23 protein-coding genes and 1 pseudogene are annotated in these 25,213 nt (G+C 63.2%); 8 read left to right on the plus strand and 16 right to left on the minus strand.

The features are described 5' to 3' along the window. Window positions 1-398: 398 nt before the first annotated feature. The 5 genes from AC5PZ0_RS10930 (at window position 399) to AC5PZ0_RS10950 (ending at window position 5,539) form a co-directional block, all read left to right on the plus strand. On the plus strand, window positions 399-1,421 hold the full coding sequence (locus AC5PZ0_RS10930; protein WP_085272906.1) for a LacI family DNA-binding transcriptional regulator: 1,023 nt from the start codon (window positions 399-401) through the stop codon (window positions 1,419-1,421). Window positions 1,422-1,484: 63 nt separating this feature from the next. Then, window positions 1,485-2,264, plus strand: a complete 780-nt coding sequence (locus tag AC5PZ0_RS10935) for a sugar phosphate isomerase/epimerase family protein (RefSeq protein ID WP_493854911.1) — start codon at window positions 1,485-1,487, stop codon at window positions 2,262-2,264. Further along, window positions 2,257-3,207 carry a sugar kinase gene (locus AC5PZ0_RS10940; protein ID WP_027593349.1) on the plus strand — a complete coding sequence of 317 codons (951 nt, stop codon included), beginning with the start codon at window positions 2,257-2,259 and terminating at the stop codon, window positions 3,205-3,207. Before AC5PZ0_RS10935 ends, AC5PZ0_RS10940 begins: the two co-directional genes overlap by 8 nt. 53 nt (window positions 3,208-3,260) lie before the next feature. Continuing rightward, window positions 3,261-4,553 (plus strand): MFS transporter, encoded by a 1,293-nt coding sequence (locus AC5PZ0_RS10945; protein WP_027593348.1) that lies wholly within the window; start codon window positions 3,261-3,263, stop codon window positions 4,551-4,553. An 11-nt stretch (window positions 4,554-4,564) separates the two neighbouring features. Beyond that, window positions 4,565-5,539 carry a 2-hydroxyacid dehydrogenase gene (locus tag AC5PZ0_RS10950; RefSeq protein WP_493854912.1) on the plus strand — a complete coding sequence of 325 codons (975 nt, stop codon included), beginning with the start codon at window positions 4,565-4,567 and terminating at the stop codon, window positions 5,537-5,539. 18 nt (window positions 5,540-5,557) lie between these two features. Here the strand turns inward: AC5PZ0_RS10950 and AC5PZ0_RS10955 are convergent, their stop codons facing one another. From AC5PZ0_RS10955 to AC5PZ0_RS10985, 7 genes are all read right to left on the minus strand, one after another. Continuing rightward, window positions 5,558-6,523, minus strand: coding sequence for an endonuclease (locus AC5PZ0_RS10955; RefSeq protein ID WP_493854913.1), 966 nt, complete (start codon window positions 6,521-6,523; stop codon window positions 5,558-5,560). A gap of 198 nt (window positions 6,524-6,721) precedes the next feature. Beyond that, on the minus strand, window positions 6,722-8,359 hold the full coding sequence (locus tag AC5PZ0_RS10960; protein WP_493854914.1) for a BCCT family transporter: 1,638 nt from the start codon (window positions 8,357-8,359) through the stop codon (window positions 6,722-6,724). A 72-nt stretch (window positions 8,360-8,431) separates the two neighbouring features. Beyond that, window positions 8,432-9,568 carry an FAD-binding oxidoreductase gene (locus tag AC5PZ0_RS10965; RefSeq protein WP_493854915.1) on the minus strand — a complete coding sequence of 379 codons (1,137 nt, stop codon included), beginning with the start codon at window positions 9,566-9,568 and terminating at the stop codon, window positions 8,432-8,434. Window positions 9,569-9,573: 5 nt separating this feature from the next. Next, complete coding sequence (locus AC5PZ0_RS10970) at window positions 9,574-10,767, minus strand: aromatic ring-hydroxylating oxygenase subunit alpha (protein ID WP_493854916.1); 1,194 nt, start codon at window positions 10,765-10,767, stop codon at window positions 9,574-9,576. A gap of 320 nt (window positions 10,768-11,087) precedes the next feature. After that, window positions 11,088-12,275: an MFS transporter gene (locus AC5PZ0_RS10975; protein ID WP_454243799.1), complete on the minus strand. Its 1,188-nt coding sequence runs from the start codon at window positions 12,273-12,275 to the stop codon at window positions 11,088-11,090. A gap of 196 nt (window positions 12,276-12,471) precedes the next feature. Beyond that, the gene (locus AC5PZ0_RS10980) at window positions 12,472-13,701 is read right to left on the minus strand and encodes a pyridoxal phosphate-dependent aminotransferase (RefSeq protein ID WP_493854917.1); all 1,230 of its coding nucleotides are present in this window, start codon (window positions 13,699-13,701) and stop codon (window positions 12,472-12,474) included. Beyond that, the gene (locus AC5PZ0_RS10985; RefSeq protein ID WP_099429268.1) at window positions 13,698-14,366 is read right to left on the minus strand and encodes an RraA family protein; all 669 of its coding nucleotides are present in this window, start codon (window positions 14,364-14,366) and stop codon (window positions 13,698-13,700) included. The genes AC5PZ0_RS10980 and AC5PZ0_RS10985 overlap by 4 nt, the downstream gene beginning before the upstream one ends. A 104-nt stretch (window positions 14,367-14,470) precedes the next feature. Here AC5PZ0_RS10985 and AC5PZ0_RS10990 point away from each other — a divergent pair, with 104 nt between their 5' ends. From AC5PZ0_RS10990 to AC5PZ0_RS11000, 3 genes and pseudogenes are all read left to right on the plus strand, one after another. Further along, complete coding sequence (locus AC5PZ0_RS10990) at window positions 14,471-15,367, plus strand: LysR family transcriptional regulator (protein ID WP_493854918.1); 897 nt, start codon at window positions 14,471-14,473, stop codon at window positions 15,365-15,367. Window positions 15,368-15,460: 93 nt separating this feature from the next. Next, complete coding sequence (locus AC5PZ0_RS10995) at window positions 15,461-16,276, plus strand: alpha/beta fold hydrolase (protein WP_493854919.1); 816 nt, start codon at window positions 15,461-15,463, stop codon at window positions 16,274-16,276. Between the two features lie 60 nt (window positions 16,277-16,336). Further along, a pseudogene (locus AC5PZ0_RS11000) lies at window positions 16,337-16,814 on the plus strand (alanine:cation symporter family protein); the annotation flags it as partial. A 325-nt stretch (window positions 16,815-17,139) separates the two neighbouring features. On the opposite strand, the gene AC5PZ0_RS11005 reads toward AC5PZ0_RS11000, so the two are convergent. The 9 genes from AC5PZ0_RS11005 to AC5PZ0_RS11045 form a co-directional block, all read right to left on the minus strand. Further along, on the minus strand, window positions 17,140-18,135 hold the full coding sequence (locus AC5PZ0_RS11005) for an aldo/keto reductase (protein ID WP_493854920.1): 996 nt from the start codon (window positions 18,133-18,135) through the stop codon (window positions 17,140-17,142). 116 nt (window positions 18,136-18,251) lie between these two features. Next, a complete protein-coding gene (locus AC5PZ0_RS11010; protein ID WP_493854921.1) occupies window positions 18,252-19,103 on the minus strand; it encodes a LysR family transcriptional regulator in 852 nt (283 codons plus the stop codon). A 37-nt stretch (window positions 19,104-19,140) separates the two neighbouring features. After that, a complete protein-coding gene (locus AC5PZ0_RS11015) occupies window positions 19,141-19,761 on the minus strand; it encodes a TetR/AcrR family transcriptional regulator (protein ID WP_493854922.1) in 621 nt (206 codons plus the stop codon). A 2-nt stretch (window positions 19,762-19,763) separates the two neighbouring features. Further along, on the minus strand, window positions 19,764-20,588 hold the full coding sequence (locus AC5PZ0_RS11020; RefSeq protein WP_493854923.1) for an HpcH/HpaI aldolase/citrate lyase family protein: 825 nt from the start codon (window positions 20,586-20,588) through the stop codon (window positions 19,764-19,766). Continuing rightward, a complete protein-coding gene (locus tag AC5PZ0_RS11025; RefSeq protein WP_186702760.1) occupies window positions 20,585-21,427 on the minus strand; it encodes an HTD2 family dehydratase in 843 nt (280 codons plus the stop codon). The genes AC5PZ0_RS11020 and AC5PZ0_RS11025 overlap by 4 nt, the downstream gene beginning before the upstream one ends. Window positions 21,428-21,467: 40 nt before the next feature. Continuing rightward, window positions 21,468-22,670, minus strand: a complete 1,203-nt coding sequence (locus AC5PZ0_RS11030) for a CaiB/BaiF CoA transferase family protein (RefSeq protein ID WP_493855078.1) — start codon at window positions 22,668-22,670, stop codon at window positions 21,468-21,470. 63 nt (window positions 22,671-22,733) lie between these two features. After that, complete coding sequence (locus AC5PZ0_RS11035) at window positions 22,734-23,897, minus strand: acyl-CoA dehydrogenase family protein (protein ID WP_493854924.1); 1,164 nt, start codon at window positions 23,895-23,897, stop codon at window positions 22,734-22,736. Between the two features lie 69 nt (window positions 23,898-23,966). After that, on the minus strand, window positions 23,967-24,563 hold the full coding sequence (locus AC5PZ0_RS11040) for a thiamine pyrophosphate-dependent enzyme (protein WP_493854925.1): 597 nt from the start codon (window positions 24,561-24,563) through the stop codon (window positions 23,967-23,969). Further along, the gene (locus tag AC5PZ0_RS11045; protein ID WP_027593331.1) at window positions 24,551-25,081 is read right to left on the minus strand and encodes a thiamine pyrophosphate-binding protein; all 531 of its coding nucleotides are present in this window, start codon (window positions 25,079-25,081) and stop codon (window positions 24,551-24,553) included. Before AC5PZ0_RS11045 ends, AC5PZ0_RS11040 begins: the two co-directional genes overlap by 13 nt. Window positions 25,082-25,213: the final 132 nt, after the last annotated feature.

The following is a 25,213-nucleotide window of genomic DNA, read 5'->3' on the forward strand; positions in this document are numbered from 1 at the left end:
CCTTGTGCTGCGAAGAGGCCGGTCCAGACCACAGAAATTCGTGGCGGGTACTGGCCTCTTCGCAGCACAAGGCTGCTCCTACCTTCGCGCCAGCTGGGGTGACGGCGGGCGATGTCGTGAAACACACCTCTGGGGATGTCCTTGGGCAGGTAACGAGCGACTAATACTGCTCAAAATTCAGCACTTGCACGCCCCCTGTAGGAGCAGCCTTGTGCTGCGAAGAGGCCGGTCCAGACCGCAGAAATTCGTGGTTGGTACTGGCCTGTTCGCAGCACAAGGCTGCTCCTACCGGGAATGTGTAAACTTGCCGACGAACGGTAGGTGACGAAACGCGCCGGTTTTGGTGTATTGAAACCGGTTTCATAGCCTGTCACCGACAATAATCACAAGGGACATCCATGACCGATATGCCTGCCAATGCCCGCGAGCGGGTGACCATCAGCGAAGTAGCCCGTGTGGCCGGTGTGTCCAAGGCCACCGTCTCGCGCTATATCGGTGGCGATCGCCAGTTGCTGGCCGAGGCGACCGCCAAGCGCCTGGAAGAAGTCATCGAGCGCCTCGGCTATCGCCCCAACCAGATGGCCAGGGGCCTCAAACGCGGCCAGACTCGGCTGATCGGCATGCTGGTGGCAGACATCCTCAACCCCTATTCGGTGGCGGTGATGCACGGCGTCGAAACCGCCTGCCGCCAACACGGCTACAGCCTGGTGGTGTGCAACACCAACCGCGACGACGATCAAGAACGCCATCACCTGGTGGCCCTGCAGTCCTACAACGTCGAGGGCCTGATCGTGAACACCCTCGGCCATCATCCCGGCGAACTGCTGAACCTGCAGCGCGACATGCCCATGGTGCTGGTGGACCGCCAACTGCCTGAACTCAATGTCGACCTGGTCGGCCTGGACAATGCCGACGCCGTCGAACAGGCCCTGGATCACTTACAGGCGCAAGGCTACCGCGACATTCTGGCGGTAACCGAACCGCTCGATGGCACCAGCTCGCGCCAGGAGCGAGTACAGGCATTTGGCGCTTCCATCAACCGGCGCCCGGGCATGCGTCAACAGGTGCTGGAAGTCAGCCCCGACCTTCACGCCGGCCTGGCTTCATTTCTTTCGGCCAGCGGTCATGGCCCTCAAGCTATCTTCACCTTCAACGGTGTGGCGACGCTGGCCGTCACCCGAACCCTGCACGACGCCGGCTGCGGCTTGTTCGACGACGTTGGCCTGATCGCTCTCGACGAACTGGACTGGTACCCCTTGGTCGGCAGCGGCATCACGGCATTGGCCCAACCCACCGAGCGCATCGGCGTGGCGGCATTCGAGTGCCTGCTGGGCCGCCTGCGCGGCGAACGCGGGGCGCCACGGCGCATCGACTTCAAGGCCGACCTGATCATCCGAGGTTCAACCCACTCACGCGACTGAACGAAAGGCACGTTGCGGCTTGACGTGCATAAAAATGAAACCGGTTTCATAAGGACAATAACAATGCGCTCGAACCCCGTTTCCATCAGCCTCTCCAGCTACGGTGCCAGCTTGGTACGGCAGCGCGGACAGGCGCATTTTCTGGACATGCTGGCCGCTGCCGGCGTAACCCGTGTCGAATTTCGTGAAGAACTGTTCGAAAGCGCGCCGGACACCCACGCACTGGCCGCCGCCGTCACCGCGTTGAGGCTCGAATGCCTGTATTCCACGCCCCTTGAACTGTGGACGGCGCAGGGCCTGCCAGACCCACGCCTGACGCAGAAACTGGCGCTGGCCCGCGCGATGGGCGCGGTGGCCCTGAAGGTATCGCTGGGGCATTTCGATGACACCTGCGATGTGGCGGCCTTACGCTCGCTGTTGCCTGACGATGGCCCCCAGCTGTTGGTCGAGAACGACCAGACCGAGCAAGGCGGGCGCATCGCGCCGCTGCTCACGTTCTTCCAGCGCGCCGATGACCTTGGGCTGGCGCTGGGTATGACGTTCGACATCGGTAACTGGCAATGGCAGGGCGAGCCTGTGCAGCAAGCGGCTCGCCAACTGGGGCATTGGGTGCGCTATGTGCACTGCAAGGCGGTCGAGCGCCAGCCCGGTGGGCGACTGGTCGCCGTGCCGCCGCAGGCTGACGATCTGCAAGCGTGGGATGCCTTGCTGGCCGCGTTCACGCCCGGCGTGGTGCGTGCCGTGGAATACCCGTTGGCCGCCGACGACTTGCTCGCGCTGACCCGTGCCCAGGTAGTGGCGTTGTCCGCGCTGGGCCTGGCCGAGGAGGTCAGCCATGCATGAGCATGACGTGCTGTGCTTCGGCGAAACCATGGCCATGTTCGTCGCCGAGCAGGTGGGGGACCTGGCGCATGTCGGGCAGTTCGGCAAACGCATCGCCGGTGCCGACAGCAACGTTGCCATCGGCCTGTCGCGGCTGGGCTTCAAGGTCCGCTGGCTGAGCCGGGTGGGCGACGATTCTCTTGGGCGTTTCGTCCTCGACAGCCTGCGCCGGGAAGGCCTGGACTGCAGTGACGTTGAAGTCGACCCGCAACACCCCACCGGTTTTCAGCTCAAAGCCCGCTGCGATGATGGCAGTGACCCGGCAGTGGAATACTTTCGCAGCCATTCAGCGGCGCGCCGTTTGTCCCCGGCATTGATCCGCCCACATTGGCTGCAGGCCCGCCACCTGCATGCCACCGGCATTCCGCTGGCGCTTTCAGCCGAGTGCAGGGCCTTGTCGCATGCATTGGTGGATGGCATGCGCGCTGCCGGGCGCAGCATTTCCTTTGACCCTAACCTGCGCCCATCGCTGTGGCCGGACCGCACGCACATGATCCACGAGATCAACGCCCTGGCAGTCAAGGCTGACTGGGTACTGCCGGGCCTTGAAGAAGGCCGCCTGCTGACCGGCCAGCACGCACCGGCGGACATTGCCGCGTTCTACCTCGACAAAGGGGTGGAGCTGGTGGTGATCAAGCTGGGGGACGAAGGCGCGTACTTTCGCACCGCCAAAGGCGATGGCCAGGTAGCCCCGGTGCCTGTGGCCAAGGTGGTGGACACCGTCGGTGCGGGTGATGCCTTTGCTGTCGGCGTGCTCAGTGCGCTACTCGAAGGCCGTGAACTGCCCGAGGCGGTGGCGCGTGGCAACTGGTGTGGCAGCCGCGCCGTGCAGTCGCGCGGCGACATGGAAGGTTTGCCGCTGCGTCACGAACTCGAAACCCATGACCTGCGCATAAGCGCCTAAACGCCTGGCCCCTACCTGTTGCGACAAAAACAAAAAGCTCAGGAGTACACATGATGCAAACGACAAGTCTCGCGCGTCGCCGTTGGTGGTACATCATCCCAATCGTGTTCATCACCTACAGCCTGGCCTACCTGGACCGTGCCAACTATGGGTTCGCGGCAGCGTCCGGCATGGCCGACGACCTTAAAATCACCCCGGTGCTGTCGTCGTTGCTGGGGGCGCTGTTTTTCCTTGGTTACTTTTTCTTCCAGGTACCTGGGGCCATCTACGCCGAAAAACGCAGCGTCAAGAAGCTGATCTTCGTCAGCCTGATCCTCTGGGGCGGCCTGGCCACGCTGACCGGCATGATCAGCAATGTGTACATGCTGATCGGCATCCGCTTCCTGCTTGGCGTGGTCGAAGCCGCCGTGATGCCGGCGATGCTGGTGTACCTCTGCCATTGGTTCACCCGCGCCGAACGGTCGCGGGCCAACACCTTCCTGATGCTCGGCAACCCGGTGACCATCCTGTGGATGTCGGTGGTGTCGGGCTACCTCATCAAGCACTACGACTGGCGCTGGATGTTCATCATCGAAGGCCTGCCTGCGGTGATCTGGGCGTTCTTCTGGTGGCGCCTGGTGGACGACCGCCCGGCTCAGGTCAAGTGGCTTAGCGAGCAGGAAAAGACCGATCTGGAAAACGCCCTGGCAGCAGAACAGCAGGGCATCAAACCGGTGAAGAACTACCGCGAAGCGTTCCGCTCGCCTCAGGTGATCATCCTGTCGATGCAGTACTTCTGCTGGAGCATCGGCGTGTACGGCTTCGTGCTCTGGCTGCCGTCGATTCTGAAACAGGCGGCCAACGTCGACATCGTCCAGGCCGGCTGGTTGTCGTCGGTGCCCTATCTGGCGGCGGTGCTGGCCATGGTCGGGGTGTCCTGGGCGTCGGACCGCTTGCAGAAGCGCAAGCGCTTCGTCTGGCCGCCCCTGTTGATTGCGGCGCTGGCGTTCTATGGCTCCTATGCCTTGGGCAGTGAGCACTTCTGGTTGTCCTACGCATTGCTGGTGGTCGCCGGCGCCTGCATGTACGCGCCCTATGGGCCGTTTTTCGCCATCGTGCCAGAGATCCTGCCCAGCAACGTCGCCGGTGGCGCCATGGCCTTGATCAACAGCATGGGCGCGCTGGGTTCGTTCGGCGGCTCGTGGCTGGTCGGTTACCTCAATGGCGCCACCGGCGGGCCGGGCGCCTCGTACCTGTTCATGTGCGGTGCACTGCTGACGGCAGTCGCGCTCACGGCGGCGCTTAAAACCTCACATACCGCTGGCCGGGCCAAGCGCGGCGGCTCTCATCTGGCCACGAGCCACTAGGAAATCCTGCTATGAAGAAGCGAATCGTCCTTTACAAGCGCCTGTCCGAGACGTTGATGGCGCGCCTGCAGCAACAGGTTGACGTGACCTGGGTGGACACGGCCGGGCCCGATGGCCTTGCCCGCCTGCGCGATGCGTTGCCGGGCGCTCAAGGGCTGCTGGGTGCCAGCCTGCGCTTGGACAGCAGCCTGCTGGACCTGGCCCCGCAACTGGAGGTGGTCGCCAGCGTGTCGGTAGGCGTGGACAACTACGACATCGCCGACCTGACCCGGCGTGGCGTGATGCTGACCAACACGCCCGATGTACTGACCGAAACCACCGCCGACACCGGCTTTGCCTTGATCCTGGCCAGTGCGCGTCGGGTCGTGGAGCTGGCGGGCTGGGTGCGTGACGGCCAGTGGCAAGCCAACCTTGGGCCTGCGCACTTTGGCACGGATGTGCACGGCAAGACCTTGGGCATCATTGGCATGGGGCGCATTGGCGAAGCGTTGGCCCGGCGCGGCGCGGCCGGTTTTGGCATGCGGGTGCTTTACCACAGCCCACGCGCCAAGCCTGCGGTGGAGGCCCGTTACGACGCCCGCCATTGCAGCCTTGACGACCTTCTGCAACAGGCCGATTTCGTCTGCCTGACCGTGCCGCTGAGTGCCGCCACCGAGGGCTTGATCGGCGCGCGTGAGCTTGCCCTGATGAAGCCTGAGGCAATGCTGGTGAACATTGCGCGTGGGCGCGTGGTGGACGAAGCCGCGCTGATCAAGGCCTTGCGGGAGAAACGCATCCGCGGCGCGGGCCTGGATGTGTTCGTCCAGGAGCCGTTGCCCAGTGATTCGCCGCTGCTGCAACTGGACAACGTGGTGGCGACCCCGCACATCGGTTCGGCCACCCACGATACCCGTGAGGCCATGGCGCGCTGTGCGGTTGACAACCTGCTCAGCGCGCTGGCCGGTGAGCGCCCGGCAAACCTGGTGAACCCAACAGCCGGGCGTTGATGCACCGAAGCGCAGCGGTTACCGGCAGTTGCCCGCCTTGCGGTAGCCGGCCGCTTGCGCTTCGCCCTCGGAGCCGAACATCACCTGGTTCTTGGAGGCCACCTGGGTGTAGCCCGGGCAGCCATTGGCCAGGTGATAGACATGGCTGTTGCGGTTGCCGAGCACAGCGCCTGTTGCTGCGGTGCTGGCCAGGCTGGGCTTGGCCGCTTCGCTGACCGGTTTGCTCGGCATGGCTTGCACCACGCCACTGCCAGCAGGCTTGTAGTCGGCTGTCCATTTGCGTTCGCCCGTCACGAACGGGTTGGCGTGCCCCATGATGGCGGCGATGCGCCGGTCACGTTCTTTTTCCCAGGCCGAGACGGGGTGCTGTTTGTCCCAGGCCATAAGCAGTTGCTGCTGTTGACGCGACATGCTCAGCTTGTAGCGGTCGAACATGTAGAAGGTGGTACGGGCAACCAGGCCCTTCACTTCGTCACGCGGCTCGGCGGCGCGCTGCACGAAATCGACCTTGGTCGAGCACTGGCCGTATTGCCCGGCGTTGCCAGCGACCATGCCGTAGTTGAAGTTGCTGCGGTCACCGTTGACTTCGCCCACGGCCGGGTAGAGGTTGAACAGGTCGGCTTCCATCGCGCGGAAGACCGGGTCGTCATCGACACAATGCTCGCGGCCGCCGTTTTTCCAGCATTGGCGCTGATTGCCGAAGGTGTAGGCCGGCACGATGTGTTCCCACTCGGTACGCTCGGCGCGGTTTTGCTGTTTGCGGGTTTCATAACCGCAGGAGGCAGCATCGATGCGCCCACCTGACTTGCCCACCCAGGTCCATTTGCAGCCGCAATACAGGTCGCCCATGGCGCTGCTTGCCTGGTCCAGGTAGACCTTTTGCTTGGCGACGACCTTGGCTTCGGTGAAGGTAGAAGGCGGGTTGGCGAAGGCGGGGAGGTTGACGGCGAGCAGGAGCGATACGGCATAAAGCAGTTTTTTCATGGGGGGCAGCAGGTCTCAGTTAAGGAACTGCATTCTAATCGAAATCTAACCTATTGATTTGGATTGAATCCCCCTCCGGTCAAGCGCGGCCCTGGTAGGAGCAGCCTTGTGCTGCGAAGAGGCCAGTACCAGAGACAAAATACTGTGGTCTGTACCGGCCTCTTCGCAGCACAAGGCTGCTCCTACAATGCGATGACGTCAGCTGGCTGCCAGTTCGTTGGCAGGCCGCGGGGTTTCTGCGCCCGCATGCACCGGCGCCGGTCCAGTAATCACCGCATCACTGGCAAACAAGCTGCGCATCAGGCTGTACCCGGTCAGTAGCATGTAGAACGCAATCGGCAGGCCGACCACGATGCTGGCCATCTGAATCGCCAGCAAGCCGCCGGCAATCACCAGGCTGGCCGCGATGGCGCCCTCCAGCACACACCACAGCACGCGTATCCAGTTGGGCGGGTCAATGCTGCCCAGCGAGTTGAGCATGCACAGCACCTGGGTCCCGGCATCGGCCGCAGTGACGAAATGCACGGCCAGCAGCAGGCAGATGATCACGCTGAGGATTGCACCCAGCGTCGGGCCATCGAGGCGGTCGAGCAGGGTGAACATGGCCGTGGTGGTTTCCTTGCGCGTGGCTTCCAGAATCGGGCCACCCTGGAATGCGCCGGCCGCTGCCTGCTCGGCGACCGGCAATGCTTGATAGGCGTGGCGCACTTGCTGCTCATCCTTCAGCGCGGCACCGCCGAACACGGCCATCCACAAAATAGTCACCAAGGTCGGCACCAGCAACGCGCCGAACACCAGTTCGCGGATGGTCCGGCCACGGGAAATACGGGCAATGAACAGGCCAACGAACGGCCCCCAGGTCATCCACCACGGCCAATAGAAAGCGGTCCAGCTCTTCTGCCAACTGCTGTCGGCCTGGGCGTCGGTCCAGAAACTCATGCCGATGATGTTCTGCGCGTAGTCGCCCGCCGACTCGAACAGCAGGTTCATGATGTAATGGGTTGGGCCCAGGGCCAGCACCACCAGCATCAGCCCCAGGGAAATCCACATGTTCAGCGTCGACAGGCGCTTCATGCCGCGCGATACACCGGCCACCAGCGAGATCGAGGCGATCACGGTAACGACGGCGATGATGCTCAGCTTGAACGACAGTGTGACTGGCGTGCCGAACACCTGATGCATGCCCATGTTGATCTGCTCGACGCCCAACCCCAGCGATTGCGACACCCCGAATGCAGTGACCGCGCCACCAATGATGTCGACCGTATGCCCAATCGGCCCGTAGATGCGGTTGCCGATTATCGGGTAGAGGATTGAGCGCAGCGCCAGCGGCAGCCCTTCACGGTAGGCGAAGTAGGCCAGGCCCAGGCCGATCACGGTGAAGATCGCCCAAGGGTGCAGGCCCCAGTGCAACAGGGTAATGCGCATGGCCATGGACGCGGCCTGGTCGGTGAGCCCCGGTGTGAACGGGTTGCTGGCGTAGTGCAGCACCGGCTCTGCAACCGACCAGAAGATCAGCCCAACGCCCATGCCCGCACTGAACAGCATGGCGATCCAGGCGGCAAAACTGAACTCGGGTTTTTCGTCGGGGCGCCCGAGCTTGAGGGTGCCATAGCGGCTGAAGGCGATGTACACCAGTAAGCCTAGGATGGCGCTGACCAGCGCCAGGTAAAACCACTTGAGGTGGTCGAGAATGGCGTCCGACGCGCCTTTGAATACACCCGCGGCTTGGTCGCCGTGTGAGGCGCAGAGCACCACGAACGCCACCACGATTGAGATCGACCCTACCGTTACAATAGGGTTCAGGCCTTTGAAAAGGCCTTGTTTTGCACGCATCGTCCATATCCTTTTTATTTTCGCAAGACGGCAAAAAAGGACGCCCCAGTAACAGGGCGTCCTTGTCGAATGTCAGAGGTCGATCACCAGGTCCGACGTCGGGCGGCTGCAGCACAGCAGCCGCAGGCCTTTGTCGATTTCACGCTGGCGAATGCCGCCGTTGTGCTTCATCTCGACGCTGCCCTGCAATACCGCGGTCTTGCAAGTACCGCACACACCTTGGCTGCACGAGGAGGGGACTACGGCACCGGCTTTTTTGGCAGCGGCCAGTACGGTCTGGTCGGCGCTCATGGTGAATGCCTTGCCAGAGCGGGCAAGGCGCACGGTGAAGCTTTCCAGGGCCTGGCCGGGGGCGGCGGGGGCGGCTGCCGGCTCGGCTTCGGCGTTGATGTCGAAGCTTTCCTGGTGGTAGCGGGCCAAGTCGAAACCAGCACCCGCCAACAAGGCCTTGGTCGCCTCCATGTAGCCTTTTGGCCCGCAGGTGAATACCGCCCGCTCCTTGAAGTCGGGGATCTGGCGCTGCAGTGCGTCCAGCGACAGGCGCCCGATCGGGCCGTCCCAGTCGGGCTCGTCGCCAGCGCCTTCGCAGAAGAACAGCGTCCGCAGCCCTGGCATGGAGCGTTCGAGGCGCGCCAGTTCATCGCGGAAGATGATGTCTTTAGGCGTACGCGCACTGTGCACGAAGACGATGTCCAGGTCGGCGTGCAGGTCGGCGGCGGCGCGGGTCATCGCCATCAGCGGGGTGGCGCCGGAGCCGGCCGACAGGTACAGCAATTTGCGCGCAGGGCCCGCCACTGGGGTAAAGACGCCCGCGGGGCCAGAGGCGGCCAGGGCGTGGCCAGGGCGCAGGTTATCGTGCAACCAGTTGGACACCGTGCCGCCCGGCACCCGCTTGACCGTGATGGCAAAGGTGAACGGCCGGGTCGGTGTCGAGGACAGGGTGTAGCAACGCGACACGCTGGCCCCCGCAATCACAGGCGACACGGTGAGGAACTGGCCCGGTTCGTAGGCAAGCGCCGGGTAGTCTGGGCTGTGGAAGGTGAAGGTTTTCACGTCGTGGGTCTCGTCCACGACGCTCAGGCATTCGATGCGTTTGCTTTCACCGCTGGCCCACTGGGCACCATGGGCGGCCCAGTGGTCGGTGTCGGTGAAGCGCTGGTCGGCACGCAGGCCGGCAATGTTCTGGGCAAGGTTCTCGAGCACGGTCATCTCCTTCACACCCCATGTGCCGCGAGGCGCGAGGTGTACCAGCGGGCGAACTGGTCGACGTACGGCTCGGTGTAGGTGGAGTAGGGGCCTGGGACGAAGGCGGGGTCTTGGGTGCCACTGTGGGTGATGGCGACCAGGGCTGCGTCCTGTTGGGTGGTGGCGACCCAGACCTCGGTCAGGCGCTGCAGGTCGTAGTCGACCCCTTCGACGGCATCGCGGTGCACCAGCCATTTGGTGCGCACCAGGGTGCGGTCCGCCGAGAGCGGGATGATCCAACTGATCATGGCGTGGTCGCTCATCACGTGAGCCCAGGCGTTGTTGCCCCACAGGTGGGTGTCGCCCAGGTCGCGACGGGTCAGGTTGCCCAACAGTTTGCGGCAGGCAACCTGGGTATCGAGTGTCTGCGATTCACCCGCACCGGCGATGATCATGCGCTGGGTGCGAAACTGCGTGGGGGCGTCATCCTGCAAATGCTCCACAGTCTCGTAGAGCAGGCCCGAATTGGCCCAGTCAGCTTCGATGCCGGCCTTGCGAATTTGATAGGCATCGTAGGACGCGCGAGCCTCGTCGCTCATCTCTTCCAGGCTGACGCCAAGGTCTTCGGACTGGTAGGACACGATCAGTTCCGGGTGGGTGCCGGCGCAGTGGTAGCACTCCCGGTTGTTCTCCATCACCAGCTTCCAGTTGCCGTTCTCGATGTAGTCGAGTTCGTAGGCGATGCGGGTATTGGTCAGGTCGAACGGCGCGAAGCGCGGTCCCATCACCGCTTCGAGGTCCTTGATGTCTTCAGGCGGGTTGTCGCCCAAGCACACCAGCACATGGGCCCCGACAACCTTGCAGTGCACCGGGATCAGGCTGCGGCACTTGGGGTCGAAGCCCTTGCCCATGTGGCTGGCATGTTTAAGGCTGCCGTCCAGGTCGTAGGTCCACTGGTGGTAGGGGCATACCAGCATGCCGACAGTGGATTTGCCTGCTTCTTTCAGGCGCGCGCCGCGGTGGCGGCATACATTGCGGTAGGCGCGGATCTGTTCATCATCGTCGCGCAGGATCAGCACCGACGATTTGCCGATATCGACGGTAAAGACATCACCGGGTTCATCGACATCGGCGGTAACGGCGACCTGTATCCAATGCTGGTTGAAGAAGATTTCCATGTCGGTTTCGAAAACATCCTGGCGGCTGTACAACGCGCCATTCATGCCAAAACCAGGTTGGCGGGATGCAATCAGTTCGCGATGGGTTTTGCTCGATGAAGGGCGCATTGTTGTCCTCAGGCACTTTTATTTTTAATCGACCAAGACGTCTGGCGCGGATTATTGAAGTGGCCCTGAAAAGGCGTCAATGCGCTTAATTTTCTGTGTGGTATTACTTGAGGTTATGCGAGCGGAAGGCTGTAGGGCGGGGGTTTTGAGCGATATTACGGATGGGACAATTAATAGAAGTTTGCAGCGTTAATTAATCAAAGTTGTTCTGTTTCATAGCGGGATCGGAGGCGCACAGCGCCCCCGAATAACCGGTTTTAATGCCCACCCTTCATACGCCGGGCAACGAGGTAAATGCCCAAGCCGACCAACGCGGTTGCAGCGCCGATATAACCCGTACTCGTCCAGCCCATGCCTGCGGTGATGGCCATGCCACCCAACCACGGCCCAAGCGCATTGGCCAGGTTGAACGCGGCGTGGTTCGAGGCTGCTGCAAGGCTGGGGGCTTCATGGGCAATGTCCATCAGGCGGATTTGCAAGGGGGCTGCCAGTGCAATCATGGTGCCCACCAGGCCGACGCCCAGCAGCAGGGTCCACAACGAATGCGCTGCGAAGGTGAAGAACAGCAGCACTGCAATTGACCAGATCAGCACCAGCCCGACGGCGCGGAACTGCAAGCGGTCGAACAACTTGCCACCGGCGATGTTGCCGACGATGCCGCCGACTCCAAAGGCCGCCAGGCCGAAGGGGATCCACTGCGGCGATACCTGGGTCACGTGCAGCATGGTGGGCGCCAGGTAGCTGAACACACAGAACATGCCGGCAAAGCCGATCGATGCAATGGCCAGCGCCATCCACACCTGGGGCAGGGCGAACGCTTTAAGTTCTTTGCGCGGGTCGCTGCGCACTTCATCGTGCGGTTGCGGCACAAAGCGCCAGACCAGGGCGATGGTGCAGAGGGCGATCGCCCCGACCAACACAAAGGCAGAGCGCCAGCCGAAGTACTGGCCCAGTAAAGTGGCAACCGGGTTGCCCAGCAACATGGCCAGCGTCAGGCCCATCATCACCCGCGCCACGGCACCTGCCCGTTGGTTGTTGGCGACCATGCTCGATGCCACCACCGCAGCGATGCCGAAGTAGGCGCCATGGGGCAGGCCGCTGATGAAGCGGAAAGCGACCAGGCCGCCGAACGAGGGGGCGAACGCCGTGGCCAGGTTGCCAAGGGCATACAGCGCCATCAACAGCAGCAACATGTGCTTGCGCAGTAGCTTGGCCCCCAAAATCGCCAGGGTCGGGGCACCGACCATCACGCCCAGCGCGTAGGCACTGATGGCGTGGCCCACCTGGGGCTCGCTCAGCTGCAGGTTGCTGGCGATGTCCGGCATCAACCCCATAATGGCGAATTCGCCGGTACCGATGGCAAAGCTGCCTAGCGCCATGGCGGCTTCCATCTTGGCGACAGAGCTTTTGGGCAGGGCTAGCGGTGGTGCTTCATGGACAGACATTTGAATCCCTTTTGAAACATGCTGAAACGTTCAACGCGGGATCATAGACAATCTCTGGCCAAAACGTCGAGGCCGCAAGCCTCGCCCACAGGCGCACCCCTTCGGTGTAGGAGCAGCCTTGTGCTGCGAAGAGGCCAGTGCAAGCAACGAAGACTGATGGTGTTTTCACCGGCCTCTTCGCAGCACAAGGCTGCTCCTACCTGGCCGCGCGACAGAAGCGCCCGAGCGCATCACACGCTGCCATCAGCGACGCATCGTCCAGCGCGTAGGCAATGCGCAGGTAAGGCCCGAGCCCGAAGGCACTGCCATGCACCACGGCGACATCGGCTTCGTCGAGCAGTGCCAGCGCGACATCCTCGTCAGTGGCCAGGTAACGACCACCCGCGGAGGTCTTGCCGATCAGCCCGGCGCAATTGGCAAAGGCATAGAATGCCCCGGCCGGTTGCTCGCAGTGCAGCCCTGGGATCCCATCAATCGCCTTCACCATCAGGTCACGGCGGCGCTGAAACACGTCCCGGCTTTGATGGATGAACGCTTTCGGGCCTACCAGCGCAGCAACCGCCGCCTGCTGAGAGACCGAACACGCCCCCGAGGTCTGTTGCCCCTGCAGCTTTTCCATGGCCGCCAGCAGCCAGCGCGGGCCCGTTGCGAAACCGATGCGCCAGCCCGTCATGGCATAGGCCTTCGATACGCCATTCATGGTCAGCGTGCGTTCGGCGAGCCGAGGCTCCACCTGAGCCAGGGTATGGAAGCGCTGATCGTCGAAAATCAGGTGCTCGTAGATGTCATCCGCCAGCACCAATACGTGTGGGTTTGCCAGCAGCACCGCAGCCAAGGCCTGCAGCTCGGCAACGCTGTAGACCGCGCCGGTCGGGTTGGACGGCGAGTTGAGGATCAGCCAGCGGGTGCGCGGCGTGATCGCGGCACCAAGCGCTTCAGGCGTCAGCTTGAAACCGCTGCTGGCCTCACACGTGACGATCACGCTGCGGGCGCCACACAGTTGGACCATCTCCGGGTAGCTGACCCAGTAGGGCGCTGGCACGATGACCTCGTCGCCGGCATTGAGGGTCGCTGCCAAGGCGTTGTAGATCACCTGTTTGCCGCCGCTGGCGACCAACGTGTCCTGCCACTCGACCTGCAAGCCATTCTCGTGGCGGAACTTGGCCGCCACCGCTTCGCGCAGGGCGCGGCTGCCAGCGACTTGGGTGTAGCGCGTATGGCCTTGGTCGATCGCCTGCTTGGCGGCGTCGCGGATGTGCGCTGGTGTGTCGAAGTCTGGCTCGCCCGTGCACAGCGAAATGATCGTGGCCCCCGCCGCGCGGCGTTGGGCAACGCGGTCCATGATGCCGTAGGTGGCCGAGGGGCGGGCGCTGGCCAGGTTCAGGTTCAGGCGCTGGATGCCGCCGTCGGTGTCCTGCTCGCTCATCGGTGGTGCTCCGTATTGATCGCGTCAAATTGGCTGTCATGCATCACGTCGGCCACCGAGCGGCCTGCGCGCACGGCATCCACCATCCCGGCCTGGCGGCGGGCGATGCGCTCGGCCAGGTCCAGCACCTGGCCGATGTGGGCCTGGGTGACGAAGACAGTGCCGCAGTTGTCGGCAATCACGTAGTCGTTTTCATCCACTGCTACACCTGCCACCTGGACGGTGCAGGCCGCGTCGACCTGGACCACGCGATTGCGTGCGCTGACCATGGTCACGCCACGGCCATACACCGGATAACCGATGTCGGCGCTGCCGTCGATGTCGCGGCTGCAACCGTCGATGATGCTGCCGCGCACGTGCCGGGCCACGGCGGCATTGGCCAGAATGTCGCCCCAGCAAGAGATCCCGTCGATGCCGCCGGCGATCACCAGTACGCGGTCATCACTGGCGATCGCTTCGATCACCGGGCTGATCAAGTGCACGGTCGGTGCACGGTCGGTCTTGGCGGCCAGTTGCACAGTGCTGGCGCGGCCGACCACCTTGGGGCAGTGCCATAACGGGCGCAGACCGAACGTGGCGCCGGGCAGGCCGAGGAAGTCGAGGGCGTCGGACACGGTGTTGGTGTCCAGCGCCGCCAGGCGTTGTAGCACGCTGTCTTGGCTCATGGGTGAACCTCTTTGGTGAAGGAGGCATGAGTGTCCGACAGGCTGTTTGATAGGTATATTCCTTATCAAGGATGTTAAACATATGCCCAACCTATGGAACCGCCATGATCAATTTCCGCCTTATCCGCCACCTTTGGCTGTTCCTGGCTGTTGCTGAGGAAAAGAACTTTGGGCGGGCCGCCAAACGCCTGGGCATGACCCAGCCGCCGCTCACCGAGCAAATCCAAATCCTTGAGCAGGCATTGAAGGTCAAGCTGTTCGACCGTTCCCGGCGCGGTGCGGCGTTGACCCCGGTGGGCGCCGCCATCCTGCCGGCGGTGCGCAAGTTTGCCGACCAACTCGAACGCCTGGAACTGGCCGTGGAAGAAGCCGTGGCGGGCCATCAGGGCATGGTCACCATCGGTGCCATCTCGTCGGCCATGTTCGACGTGCTGCCGGAGGTGATCGAGCGCTTCAAGCAGGACCACCCTCAGGTCACGGTGTCGGTACGGGAAATCGACAGCGTCGAGGCGGTGCCTTCGCTGGAGGCGGGCGATATCGACCTGGCGTTCGCGAGGCTGGATGGCGACCTGGGCAAGGGCATCGAATGGCGCCCGCTCACCGAGGAGCAATTGATGGTGGCACTGCCGGTTGATCACCCACTGGCAAACCATAGCGAGATCGCGCTGGCGAGCCTGGCCAGCGAGCCGCTGGTGATGTTCGCGCGCAAGGTCAGCCCCTTGTACTTCGATAACCTGATTGCCACCTGCCGCGCCAACGGGTTTTCGCCCCGGGTGCTGCACGAAGTGCGTTCAGTGGCGTCTCAGATAGCCTTCGTCAGCTGCGGGCAGGGTATCGCCCTGGTACCGGCGGCCATGAAAAAACTGGCGCCGGCGAATGTGGTCATACGCCCGCTGGCGCAGCAGGTGAGTGTGGTGACCACCACCTACGCTTGGAATGCCGAGCGCGCCAACCCACTGGTGCAGGCATTGGTAAACCAGCTGAGCGAATGCATTTCATAGGTTTGGCCTATGAAATTGATCGCTGATGAGGAATTTACAGATTGTTGGTGGGCGTCGAGAGTGTGCCTCTCAACTACAAGAGGAGTTTACGGCGTGCCCGAATCCCAATCGTTCCGCCAGTTCGTCCTGCCTTTGAACGTGGAGGGCGTCGACCTTGAACTGTCCACTGTCCACCGAGAGGGCCGTGGGGCGCCGATCCTGTTTCTGCACGGGTTCGGCTCGACCAAGGAAGACTATGCCGGGCTGACACGCCAGCCGGCGTTTGCCGGCCGCCCATTCGTGGCCTACGACGCACCTGGGTGCGGGCAGACCCACTGCAGCGACCTTTCACGTGTTTCGATTCCGCTGCTGCTGGCGACCGCGTTGCAGGTGCTGGAGCACTTCGGTATTCAGCGTTTTCACCTGGTGGGCCACTCGATGGGCGGCCTGACGGCGTTGCTGCTGGCGCATGAATGCCCCGAGCGGGTGATCAGCTTCATCGACATCGAAGGCAATATCGCCCCGGAAGACTGCTTCCTCAGCCGTCAGATCGATGACTACCCGGCCAACGACTCGCAGGTGTTCTTCGACGCGTTCATCGAGCGCACCCGGCACAGCAGTGACCCGGCCAGTGCCTTGTACGCTGCCAGCCTGCCTTACAAAGTGCGGGCAGAGGCCGTGCGTGGGATCTTCAGCTCGATGGTAGAGCTGTCTGACCACGGCGACCTGATGAGCAAATTCCTCGGCCTGCCGTGCCCACGCATGTTCATGTATGGCGAGCAGAACAGTCACCTGTCTTACCTGGCGGACATCCAGGCGCAGGGTGTAGAGCTGGCCAGCATCCCCGCGTGCGGGCACTTCCCGATGTATTCCAACCCTATCGAAATGTGGCGCCGAATCGCCGGCTTCCACGCGCGTCACGCCGGCTAAGGCTGTCAGCCCCCCCCCGGCTTCGCGGGGGTGCCATTTCCACCCTTAAAGAATCGATGTGCGGCCGCGGGCCTGGAACCGGCGTTTGCGGGCCTGGTGGGCAGTGCAATCGTCATGGGCGTGAAGCGCGGCGTGTTCGCCAACGAGGCTGGGCTGGGCAGTGGTATTTATCAGCGTTGCGCTGGCGCTGTTCGTGTTTACTTCGATTCTTTACAACTACTACCTGGGCGAAAACAATTTGCGTTACCTGGCGGCTAACCGACGGTGGCCGATCCTGGTGTATCGTGGCGTGGTGCTGTTGCTGATTCTGTGGGGTTCGGTGCAGAACCTGGGTACGGTGTTCGCGTTTGCCGACATCACCATGACCTTGCTGGCCCTGGTCAACCTGGTAGCACTGGCGTTGTTGGGCAAGGTGGTGCTGCGCCTGATTGACGATTATGACCAGCAGCGCAAGGCCGGGGTGCAGATACCGGTATTTGATGCTAGCCAGTTCCGCGATCTAGACCTGGACCCACGCGCCTGGCCGGAGGGCGATCAGGTTGCGGCTGAGGGGGGAGCGATACGCGTATGCCGCACGTTTTTTAGCGCCTGCGAGATCGAGCGCCGCCCGCGCGGCGCTTCGCAGCGCAAGGCTGCTCCCACATCTGTTTCGGGCCAGTGAGGCCTGTGATGTTTGCGCGCGACCGCCTTGTGGGCTTGACGCAATATTGCGCCATGCACCAAGACGGTCGCGTGCGTTTGCCCCAGGAATAATTGGCCCGAAACAAACGTAGGAGCGAGCGTTGCTCGCGATGCGCCGCGCGGGCGGCGCTCGATGTCCGCAGCCCCACAAAACGCCAGCCTTGCACCAGGGCCTACAACCCCTACTTAAACCCGGTAACCGCATGCGGCACATACGGTGCTTCCAACCGCGCAACCTCTTCATCAGACAACTGCAGCCCCAATGCCGCAATGGCATCGTCAAGATGCCCAGGCTTCGATGCGCCAATAATCGGCGCCGACACGGCGCGGTGCCTGAGCACCCAGGCCAAGGCAACCTGAGCCATGGGTAAGCCACGCTCGCTGGCAATCTGCTCGACTACATCGATCACACGGCCATCCTCGACTTCCGTCCCTGCATAAAACGACTTGCCAGAAACATCGCTGAGCGTGCGCGCGGTTTCCTGGCCCTTGGGCCGGGTCAGCCGGCCACGGGCCAGCGGGCTCCAGGGCATCAGCCCGACGCCCTGGTCCTGGCACAAGGGGATCATCTCCCGCTCTTCTTCCCGGTACAGCAGGTTGAGGTAGTTCTGCATCGACACGAACCGGCTCCAGCCATTGGCCGCTGCGACGTGCTGGGCTTTGGCGAACTGCCAGGCATACATCGAAGACGCCCCGATATAGCGCGCCTTGCCGGCCTTGACCACGTCGTGCAGGGCTTCCATGGTTTCTTCGATCGGCGTGTGATAATCCCAGCGGTGAACCTGGTAGAGGTCGACGTAATCCACGCCCAGGCGGGTCAGGCTGGCGTCGATGCCGCTGAGGATCGCCTTGCGTGACAGGCCTTGCTCGTTCGGCTTGCTTGCGCCTTGCCACATGTTCGCCGGGTAGAAGACCTTGGTCGCGATGACGGTGTCTTCACGGCGGGTGAATTCCTTCAGCAATTGGCCCAGGATCACTTCCGATGTACCCGCCGAGTAGCTATTGGCTGTGTCAAAGAAGTTGATGCCTTGCTCTACCGCGTGGCGAATGATCGGGCGGCTCTGTTGCACATCCAGGGTCCAGGGATGGGTACCGGCATCCGGGTCACCGAACGTCATGCACCCCAGGCACAGTCGGGAGATGTCCAGGCCGGTGTTGCCGAGTTTGACGTACTGCATCTGTGAATCCTCTTGGTCAGCATTGCCCAGCGTGTGCAGCCGAGCGATGGAACAAGGTTAGCGGCGCGACGCGAGCGTGCAAATTCCCAGGATGTGCAGGTGATATCTGCAAAAATTCACAAGCGCAGCAGGGGTTTGACCTGCTCGAGCAGAAAATCCGTTACGGCTTTGATGCGGGGGGTGTTGCGCACGTCCTCGTGCACGGCCAGCCAAATTTCGATGCTCATCGACCTGTCGTCCTCGCAGGCTTGCTTGAGCCCGTACTCATCGGCCATGAAGGCGGGCAGGCAGGCAACCCCTACGCCACCGGCTGCAGCCTGGGCCTGGATGCGCAGGTCGTTGCTGTGCAGGGCGAAAGGGCGACCTGCGGCCTGCTCAAGCAGCCAGCGCTGCTGTGGGGATTTCGCCTGGGAGTCGTCGTAGCCGATGTACAGGTGCGGTTCGCGTCGGCGCACGTAGGGCGCCGATGCGTACAGCCTGTATTCGAGATGCCCGAGCAGGCTGGCCACCAGGGTTGGCTCGGTGGGCCTGGCCAAGGTGATTGCCACGTCCGCCTCGCGGCGGGCCAGCGACGCGCGCGACTTGCTGCCGACCAAGGTGAGTTGCAAGGCAGGGTAACGTTTGTACAGTTCGCCCAGCCTACGCGCCACCATGCTGCCCAACAGCGCGGGCGGGGCGGCAATCACGACTTCGCCTTCAACGGCCTGTTGGTCGGCACTGGCAAAGTGCTCCAGCGCAAACGAGGATGCCAGCATCTGCTCGGCAAACTCGCCAACGCGCACGCCCTGCTCAGTCAGGGCGTAAGCCCGTGGGCGGCGGTCCACCAGCTTCAACTGCAGCGAGGCTTCCAGCGAACTGATCCGCCGCGCCACGGTGGCATGGTCAACCCCCAGGCGCTTGGCAGCGGCCGACAGCGAGCCGGCGCTGATAAATGCAGAAAAATGACGCAGGTCTTCCCAATCGAACATGACAGGCCTCTGGTGTGAGGCCCGATGATACGCGGTTTCAGACGGCTCCCGTCAGCCGGGCGGCGCGTGCCGGTCGTTTCGCAGGCGGGCATGCTGACAGCAGCGCATGGCTCATCTGTATCACCCAGGCCTCGATTTTCGCGTCATCCACCGGCATTGGCCGACGGCGCATACCTTCGGCGGTGTCTATCAGGGCCAGAATCGCCTCGGCTGCGCTGGCGATATCCCCCACCGTGAAACGCCCCTGTTGCTGGCCGTGTTCGATGATCTGGCACAAAGGCGCTCGTGAACGATTGAGCGCCTGCTCCAGCCACCCTCGTTGGCCAGGCTCGACATGGCGTGATTCGTGGCGCAGCAACAACGCCTCAAAGGGATGCGATGCCTGGCGCGCGAGTTGAAACCGCAGGTAGCCGCGCAGGTCGCGGGTGTAGGGCCCTCGGCGCCAGGCTTCGAGGCGCTGGGCGAGAATGTCCAGCAATACATCGAGCAGCAGGTCCTGTTTGCTCGCAACGTGGTGGTAAAGGCTGCCCGGCTGCAGGCCAGCCCGGGCCGCGAGCTGGCGCATGCTCATGGCGCCATAGCCGACTTCTGCCATCAAGCCCTGTGCCACAGTGAGCAGAGGGCTGGGGCAATGTTGCACGTGACGGGCGTCGGGCATGGCTATTCACCCTTGCCTGCGGCGTGCACAAGGGCACGGGCGCGCAGGATCACCGGCGCATCCACCATCTGCCCATCCAGGGTGAACACGCCGGCACCGCCTTCGGCCGCAGCCAACACGCGGTGCGCCCATTCCAATTCGTCGGGCGAAGGTTGCAGGGCGCGATGAATCACGCTGACCTGGCTGGGGTGAATGCACAAGGCCCCGCCAAAGCCCATGTCGCGAGCGAACTGTACGTGCCGCTGCAGGCCAGCGACGTCCTGAATGGCCGGGTGCACGCCATCGAGCGGCGGCGCAAGGCCGGCAGCGCGGCTGTGTAGCAAGACGGCATAGCGCGCATGCCCGAGCACCTGTTCGGCGGCTTCGCTGGCCGTGCGCAGGTTCAGGTCCTGGCCCAGGTCGAGGCTGCCAAAGGACAAGCGTTCGACGCCCTCACAGGCCGCCAGCAAGGGCAGGGCGACCAGCCCACGTGCGCTCTCGATAATTGGCCAGACCGGCTTGCCGGTAGCACGCGCACGCTGCACCTGCTCGACCGTTTCGGCCTTGGGCAGCAGGATGCCACTGACACCGGCGTGACGCTGGCACAGCGCAAGGTCAGCTGCGTGCGCCCAATGCTGCGGGGCGTTGACCCGCACCAGCACGCAGGCCTCGGGCTGCTCGGCCAGAAATGCCTGCAGGTTGTCCCGCGCCTGCGCCTTCGCCGCTTCTTCAACGGCATCTTCCAAATCCACAATCACCCGATCAGCGCCGCTGGCCAGCGCCTTGGCGATACGTTCCGGGCGGCTGGCCGGGACAAACAGGGCAGAGCGCACGATGGCCTGGCTCATTGGCTGGCCTCCAGGCTGAATTCGACTTCTGCGGTTTGCGCCATGCCCGCTTCGGCGGTTGCCCAAAGCTGCGCCTTGCCGCGTTCGAGCAGGCGCCCACCCACCTCGAAGGTGTTCGGCGAAATCAACGGCCGCAAGCCGCGGAAGCTGAATCGGCGTATCTGGGCGGCGGGGTTGGCACGGGCAAAGGCGCGCAGATTGAGCGTGGCAATCAAGGGCCCGTGCACCACCAGCCCCGGGTAGCCTTCGGTGTCAGTGACATAGGGCCAGTCATAGTGGATGCGATGGCCATTGAAGGTGACGGCCGAGTAGCGGAACAACAGGGTTGCGTCGGGCGTCACGGTCTCCTGCCAAGCGCCGGCGGGTGCCGGCTCGGTACCGCCAAGCTTGGGTGGGGTGGGCTCGCGGTAGACGATGTCCTGTTCTTCGATCAGCGCTTCATGGCCATCCTGGACATACACGTGCCTGACGGTGACAAACAGCAGCGACCCGGTGCGGCCGTGTTTTTCTTCGACGTTGAGAATCGTCGAGTGGCGTGCTACCTGCGCTTCCACCTGTAAAGGGCTGATGAAGGTCAGGCGGCTGCCGGCCCACATCCGGTTGCGGTTGTCTGCCGGCGGCAAGAAACCACCGCGCGCGGGGTGGCCGTCAGCGCCCAGCCCGGTGGCCTCGACGGGGTCCTGGAAGAACGCCCAGTGCCAGAGCAGGGGCAGGGGTTCTCCCGCCGAGGGTGCGGGCTCGCTGAGGGTGGCCGCGAGGCGCTTGACCAGGTTGTGGGTGATGCGATCGTGGCTGGTTTCGCTACGGCCAATCCAGCGGCTGAGGTCGTGTGTTGTCATTGTCGTGGTCCTCGATCATTCAACGCTGTGCCTGAAGGGTTCAGATGACCCCATCGCGGCGCAGTTCCTGTATACGTTCGGCAGACAGCCCAAGCTGGGCGAGGATGCATTCGCTGTGCTCCCCCAAGGCTGGCACTGGGTCCATGCGTGGGCGGTAGGCATTGCTGCTGGCCGGGGGCAGCAGGCTGGGTATGCTGCCGTTTGCCGTGGCTACCTGGCGCCAACGGTCGCGGGCTTGTAACTGCGGGTGCTGCCACACCCCCTGCATGTCGTTGACCCGTGCGTTGGCAATGCTGGCGCTATCAAGGCGCGCAACCACCGTGTCCAAGTCCAGGGCGGCGAACGCCTCGATGATCAACGCACGCAAAGCCTCACGGTTGGCCACCCGCAGGTAGTTGGCAGAGAACCGCGCATCGTCGGCCAACGCGGGTTGCAGCAGCACCTGCTCACAGAACAGGCGCCATTCGCGCTCGTTCTGCAAACCGAGCATCACAGTATTGCCATCGCCGGTGGGGAAGGGGCCGTACGGGTAGATGGTCGCGTGCGCCGCGCCGGCGCGGGGCGGCGGGGTCGCGCCTTCGTAGGCGTAGTACAGCGGGTAGTTCATCCACTCCACCAGGCTTTCCAGCATCGACACTTCCACATGGCTGCCTTCGCCGGTGCGGCCACGCAGCAGCAGGGCCGACAACACGCCGGTGTAGGCGTACATGCCGGCCGCGATGTCGGCAATCGAGTTGCCCGCCTTGGCCATCTGCTCGTCACCCGGGCCGCCGGTTACCGATAAAAAGCCGCCTTCGCTCTGAATCAGCAAGTCGTAGGCCTTTTTCTGTTCAAAAGGGCCGCCCGCGCCGTAGCCCGAAATGTCGCAGACGATCAGCGTGGGGAACCGCGCATGCAGCGTCTCGAACGACAGCCCCAGGCGCGCAGCGGCGCCCGGCGCCAGGTTTTGCACCAATACGTCGGCCTGCTCCAGAAGCTGGTCGAGAATGTCGCCGGCGATGTCCTGCTTAAGGTCCAGAGCGAGGCTTTCTTTCGAGCGGTTGGTCCAGACGAAGTGCGAAGCCAGGCCGTTGACCCGTTGATCGTAGCCCCGCGCAAAGTCACCGACCCCCGGCCGTTCGACCTTGATCACGCGGGCGCCAAGGTCCGCCAGTTGGCGGGTGCAGAAGGGCGCAGCAATGGCATGTTCGAGGCTGATGACGGTGATGCCGTCTAGCGGGCGGATTGCCGTAGGCTGGCTCATGATGGTTATCTCTCTTGTCATGGCAGGGCCCCTTGGCGCCTTGGCGGCCAGGGGCGGCATCGGTCAGAACGAGCGTGGCAGTTCCAGCAGGTGCTCGGCGACGTACGACAGGATCAGGTTGGTCGAGATCGGGGCCACCTGGTACAGGCGCGTCTCACGGAACTTGCGCTCGACGTCGTATTCGTTGGCAAAGCCGAAACCGCCGTGGGTTTGCAGGCAGGCGTTGGCGGCTTCCCAACTGGCCTTCGCCGCCAGGTACTTGGCCATGTTGGCCGCGGCGCCGGCGTTCTTGCCGCTGTCGTATTCGGCACAGGCACGCCAGCGCATCAGGTCGGCGGCCTCTATCTCAATGTGCGCCTCGGCGATCGGGAACTGCACGCCCTGGTTCTGCCCGATTGGGCGGCCGAACACCACGCGGTCGCGGGCGTACTGGCTGGACTTTTCGATGAACCAGCGGCCATCGCCGATGCACTCGGCGGCGATCAGCGTGCGCTCGGCGTTGAGGCCGTCGAGGATGTAGCGGAAGCCTTTGCCTTCTTCGCCAATCAGGCTGCTGGCAGGGATTTCCAGGTTGTCGAAGAACAGCTCGTTGGTCTCATGGTTGACCATGTTGGCGATCGGCTGCACGGTCAGGCCGTTGCCGATGGCTTCGCGCAGGTCGACGAGGAAAATCGACATGCCTTCGGATTTTTTCTTCACCTCTGCCAGCGGTGTGGTACGGGCCAGCAGGATCATCAGGTCGGAGTGCTGGATGCGCGAAATCCAGACCTTCTGGCCGTTGATGACGTACTTGTCGCCCTTGAGCACGGCCGTGGTCTTGATCTTGGTGGTGTCGGTGCCGGTGGTGGGCTCGGTGACCCCCATCGACTGCAGGCGCAGTTCGCCACTGGCGAGTTTTGGCAGGTAATAGCCTTTTTGTTCTTCGCTGCCGTTACGCAGCAGCGTGAACATGTTGTACATCTGGCCGTGAATGGTGCCGGAGTTACCCCCGCAACGGTTGACTTCCTCAAGAATCACCGAGGCCTCGGCCAGGCCCAGGCCGGAGCCACCGTACTCTTCCGGAATCATCGCCGAAAGCCAGCCCGCATCGGTCATGGCCTTGACGAAGGCCTCCGGAAAGCCCTTTTCTTCGTCGATCTTGCGCCAGTATTCGGCAGGGAAATCACCACACAGGGCGCGCACGCCCTCGCGGATGGCGTTGAGTGCTTCGTTGTCGTAGTCGCTCATTATTGTTCTCCAGGCGGCGCAGGCTGGCAGCCTTGTCGTGGCTCGGTTGCCAACCTGCGCCTAACACAGTCAAAGAGGCTGGAAGCCCAGGGCAGCGCGGAAGCGGTTCTTGATGTAGTGGCCGTCACGCGGCGGCAGCACGCGCGGTGGGTTCTCGGCCTTGATCTTGACGGTAGCCAGCTTCACACCTTCGCGGCTGGCGAAGCGTTCGCGCAGGTCATGCACGCCTTCCATGTCGCCAATCTCGCGGGTCCAGCTGAAGCCGCAGGTTTGGGCAACCTGGTCGAGCTTGATGCCGAAACCGGCGTGGCTGACCTGCATGCCGGTCTCGCCGAAGTGGCCGTTGTCCAGCACCACAATGGTCAAATTGGCAGGCTTCTGCAGGGCGACAGTCGCCAGGGCGCCGAAGCCCATCAGCAGCTCGCCATCACCGGTGACGACCACCACCGACTTGTCGGGTTGCGCGTTGGCCAGGCCCAGGCCTACGGTGATGGCGCTGCCCATGGCCGCCCAGAGGTAATAGTTGCCATCGTGGTCACCGGCAGCCATGACGTCGTAAGACGCCGAACCCAGGCCGGTCACGACCAGTACATCCTGGCGATCAGCGAGCAGGGTACGCACCACCTCACGGCGGCACAGCGTGTGGTTGGCGCTTACTTGACCCATTTCTTTTCTCCGATCAGGCGCTGGCCGAGCAGCAAGGCAGTGGCGGAATCACCATTGAAGGCCATGGTGGCGGCGCCATGCAGCAGTGGCGCGACGTCTTCCGGCACATCGGCACGCCAGGTCATGACCTTCATCAGTTGCAGCGAGGCCTCGGTGGCCTGGCCCATGGGGTTTTGCCAAGCGTTGAACTCGGCCCAGTCACCGCGCATGGTCACCACCATCAGCAGGGGGAAACCCGCGCAGTTCTGCAGGGCCAGGGTGTTGATGCAGTTACCGACGCCGCTGGACTGCATCAACAGTGCACCGCGTTCACCGCCTAGCCAGGCGCCGGCCAGATAACCAATGCCTTCTTCTTCGGTGGTGAGGACGACGGCCTTGATATCAGGGTCCTGGTACGACATGCGGATCGCGGCCGAATGGCCGGCGTCCGGAACGAACACGACATGCTTGACGTCGTGGGCCTTGAGGACGCGGAAAACGTCTTCTTGCCAGCTTTGTTCAGCTTCTTGCGATGACATGGTTGTCTCCAGTGCTGCTCTTGTTTTGCCTCATCATGCAGGCAACGCGGGGTGCCGACGACTACCGTTTTTCTCTTTGAGATATGCCGGCGTGGCATAGCTCATGGAGTGGCCGGCCAAGCGAAACGAAGC

This window comes from Pseudomonas sp. 5.2, assembly GCF_059025405.1.

Bases quoted from the DNA above. Each gene is read 5' to 3' on its own strand.
- AC5PZ0_RS10930 (WP_085272906.1), top strand. From the start codon at position 399: ATGACCGATATGCCTGCCAATGCCCGCGAGCGGGTGACCATCAGCGAA.
- AC5PZ0_RS10935 (WP_493854911.1), top strand. From the start codon at position 1,485: ATGCGCTCGAACCCCGTTTCCATCAGCCTCTCCAGCTACGGTGCCAGC.
- AC5PZ0_RS10940 (WP_027593349.1), top strand. From the start codon at position 2,257: ATGCATGAGCATGACGTGCTGTGCTTCGGCGAAACCATGGCCATGTTC.
- AC5PZ0_RS10945 (WP_027593348.1), top strand. From the start codon at position 3,261: ATGCAAACGACAAGTCTCGCGCGTCGCCGTTGGTGGTACATCATCCCA.
- AC5PZ0_RS10950 (WP_493854912.1), top strand. From the start codon at position 4,565: ATGAAGAAGCGAATCGTCCTTTACAAGCGCCTGTCCGAGACGTTGATG.
- AC5PZ0_RS10955 (WP_493854913.1), bottom strand. From the start codon at position 6,523: ATGAAAAAACTGCTTTATGCCGTATCGCTCCTGCTCGCCGTCAACCTC.
- AC5PZ0_RS10960 (WP_493854914.1), bottom strand. From the start codon at position 8,359: ATGCGTGCAAAACAAGGCCTTTTCAAAGGCCTGAACCCTATTGTAACG.
- AC5PZ0_RS10965 (WP_493854915.1), bottom strand. From the start codon at position 9,568: ATGACCGTGCTCGAGAACCTTGCCCAGAACATTGCCGGCCTGCGTGCC.
- AC5PZ0_RS10970 (WP_493854916.1), bottom strand. From the start codon at position 10,767: ATGAATGGCGCGTTGTACAGCCGCCAGGATGTTTTCGAAACCGACATG.
- AC5PZ0_RS10975 (WP_454243799.1), bottom strand. From the start codon at position 12,275: ATGTCTGTCCATGAAGCACCACCGCTAGCCCTGCCCAAAAGCTCTGTC.
- AC5PZ0_RS10980 (WP_493854917.1), bottom strand. From the start codon at position 13,701: ATGAGCGAGCAGGACACCGACGGCGGCATCCAGCGCCTGAACCTGAAC.
- AC5PZ0_RS10985 (WP_099429268.1), bottom strand. From the start codon at position 14,366: ATGAGCCAAGACAGCGTGCTACAACGCCTGGCGGCGCTGGACACCAAC.
- AC5PZ0_RS10990 (WP_493854918.1), top strand. From the start codon at position 14,471: ATGATCAATTTCCGCCTTATCCGCCACCTTTGGCTGTTCCTGGCTGTT.
- AC5PZ0_RS11005 (WP_493854920.1), bottom strand. From the start codon at position 18,135: ATGCAGTACGTCAAACTCGGCAACACCGGCCTGGACATCTCCCGACTG.
- AC5PZ0_RS11010 (WP_493854921.1), bottom strand. From the start codon at position 19,103: ATGTTCGATTGGGAAGACCTGCGTCATTTTTCTGCATTTATCAGCGCC.
- AC5PZ0_RS11015 (WP_493854922.1), bottom strand. From the start codon at position 19,761: ATGCCCGACGCCCGTCACGTGCAACATTGCCCCAGCCCTCTGCTCACT.
- AC5PZ0_RS11020 (WP_493854923.1), bottom strand. From the start codon at position 20,588: ATGAGCCAGGCCATCGTGCGCTCTGCCCTGTTTGTCCCGGCCAGCCGC.
- AC5PZ0_RS11025 (WP_186702760.1), bottom strand. From the start codon at position 21,427: ATGACAACACACGACCTCAGCCGCTGGATTGGCCGTAGCGAAACCAGC.
- AC5PZ0_RS11030 (WP_493855078.1), bottom strand. From the start codon at position 22,670: ATGAGCCAGCCTACGGCAATCCGCCCGCTAGACGGCATCACCGTCATC.
- AC5PZ0_RS11035 (WP_493854924.1), bottom strand. From the start codon at position 23,897: ATGAGCGACTACGACAACGAAGCACTCAACGCCATCCGCGAGGGCGTG.
- AC5PZ0_RS11040 (WP_493854925.1), bottom strand. From the start codon at position 24,563: ATGGGTCAAGTAAGCGCCAACCACACGCTGTGCCGCCGTGAGGTGGTG.
- AC5PZ0_RS11045 (WP_027593331.1), bottom strand. From the start codon at position 25,081: ATGTCATCGCAAGAAGCTGAACAAAGCTGGCAAGAAGACGTTTTCCGC.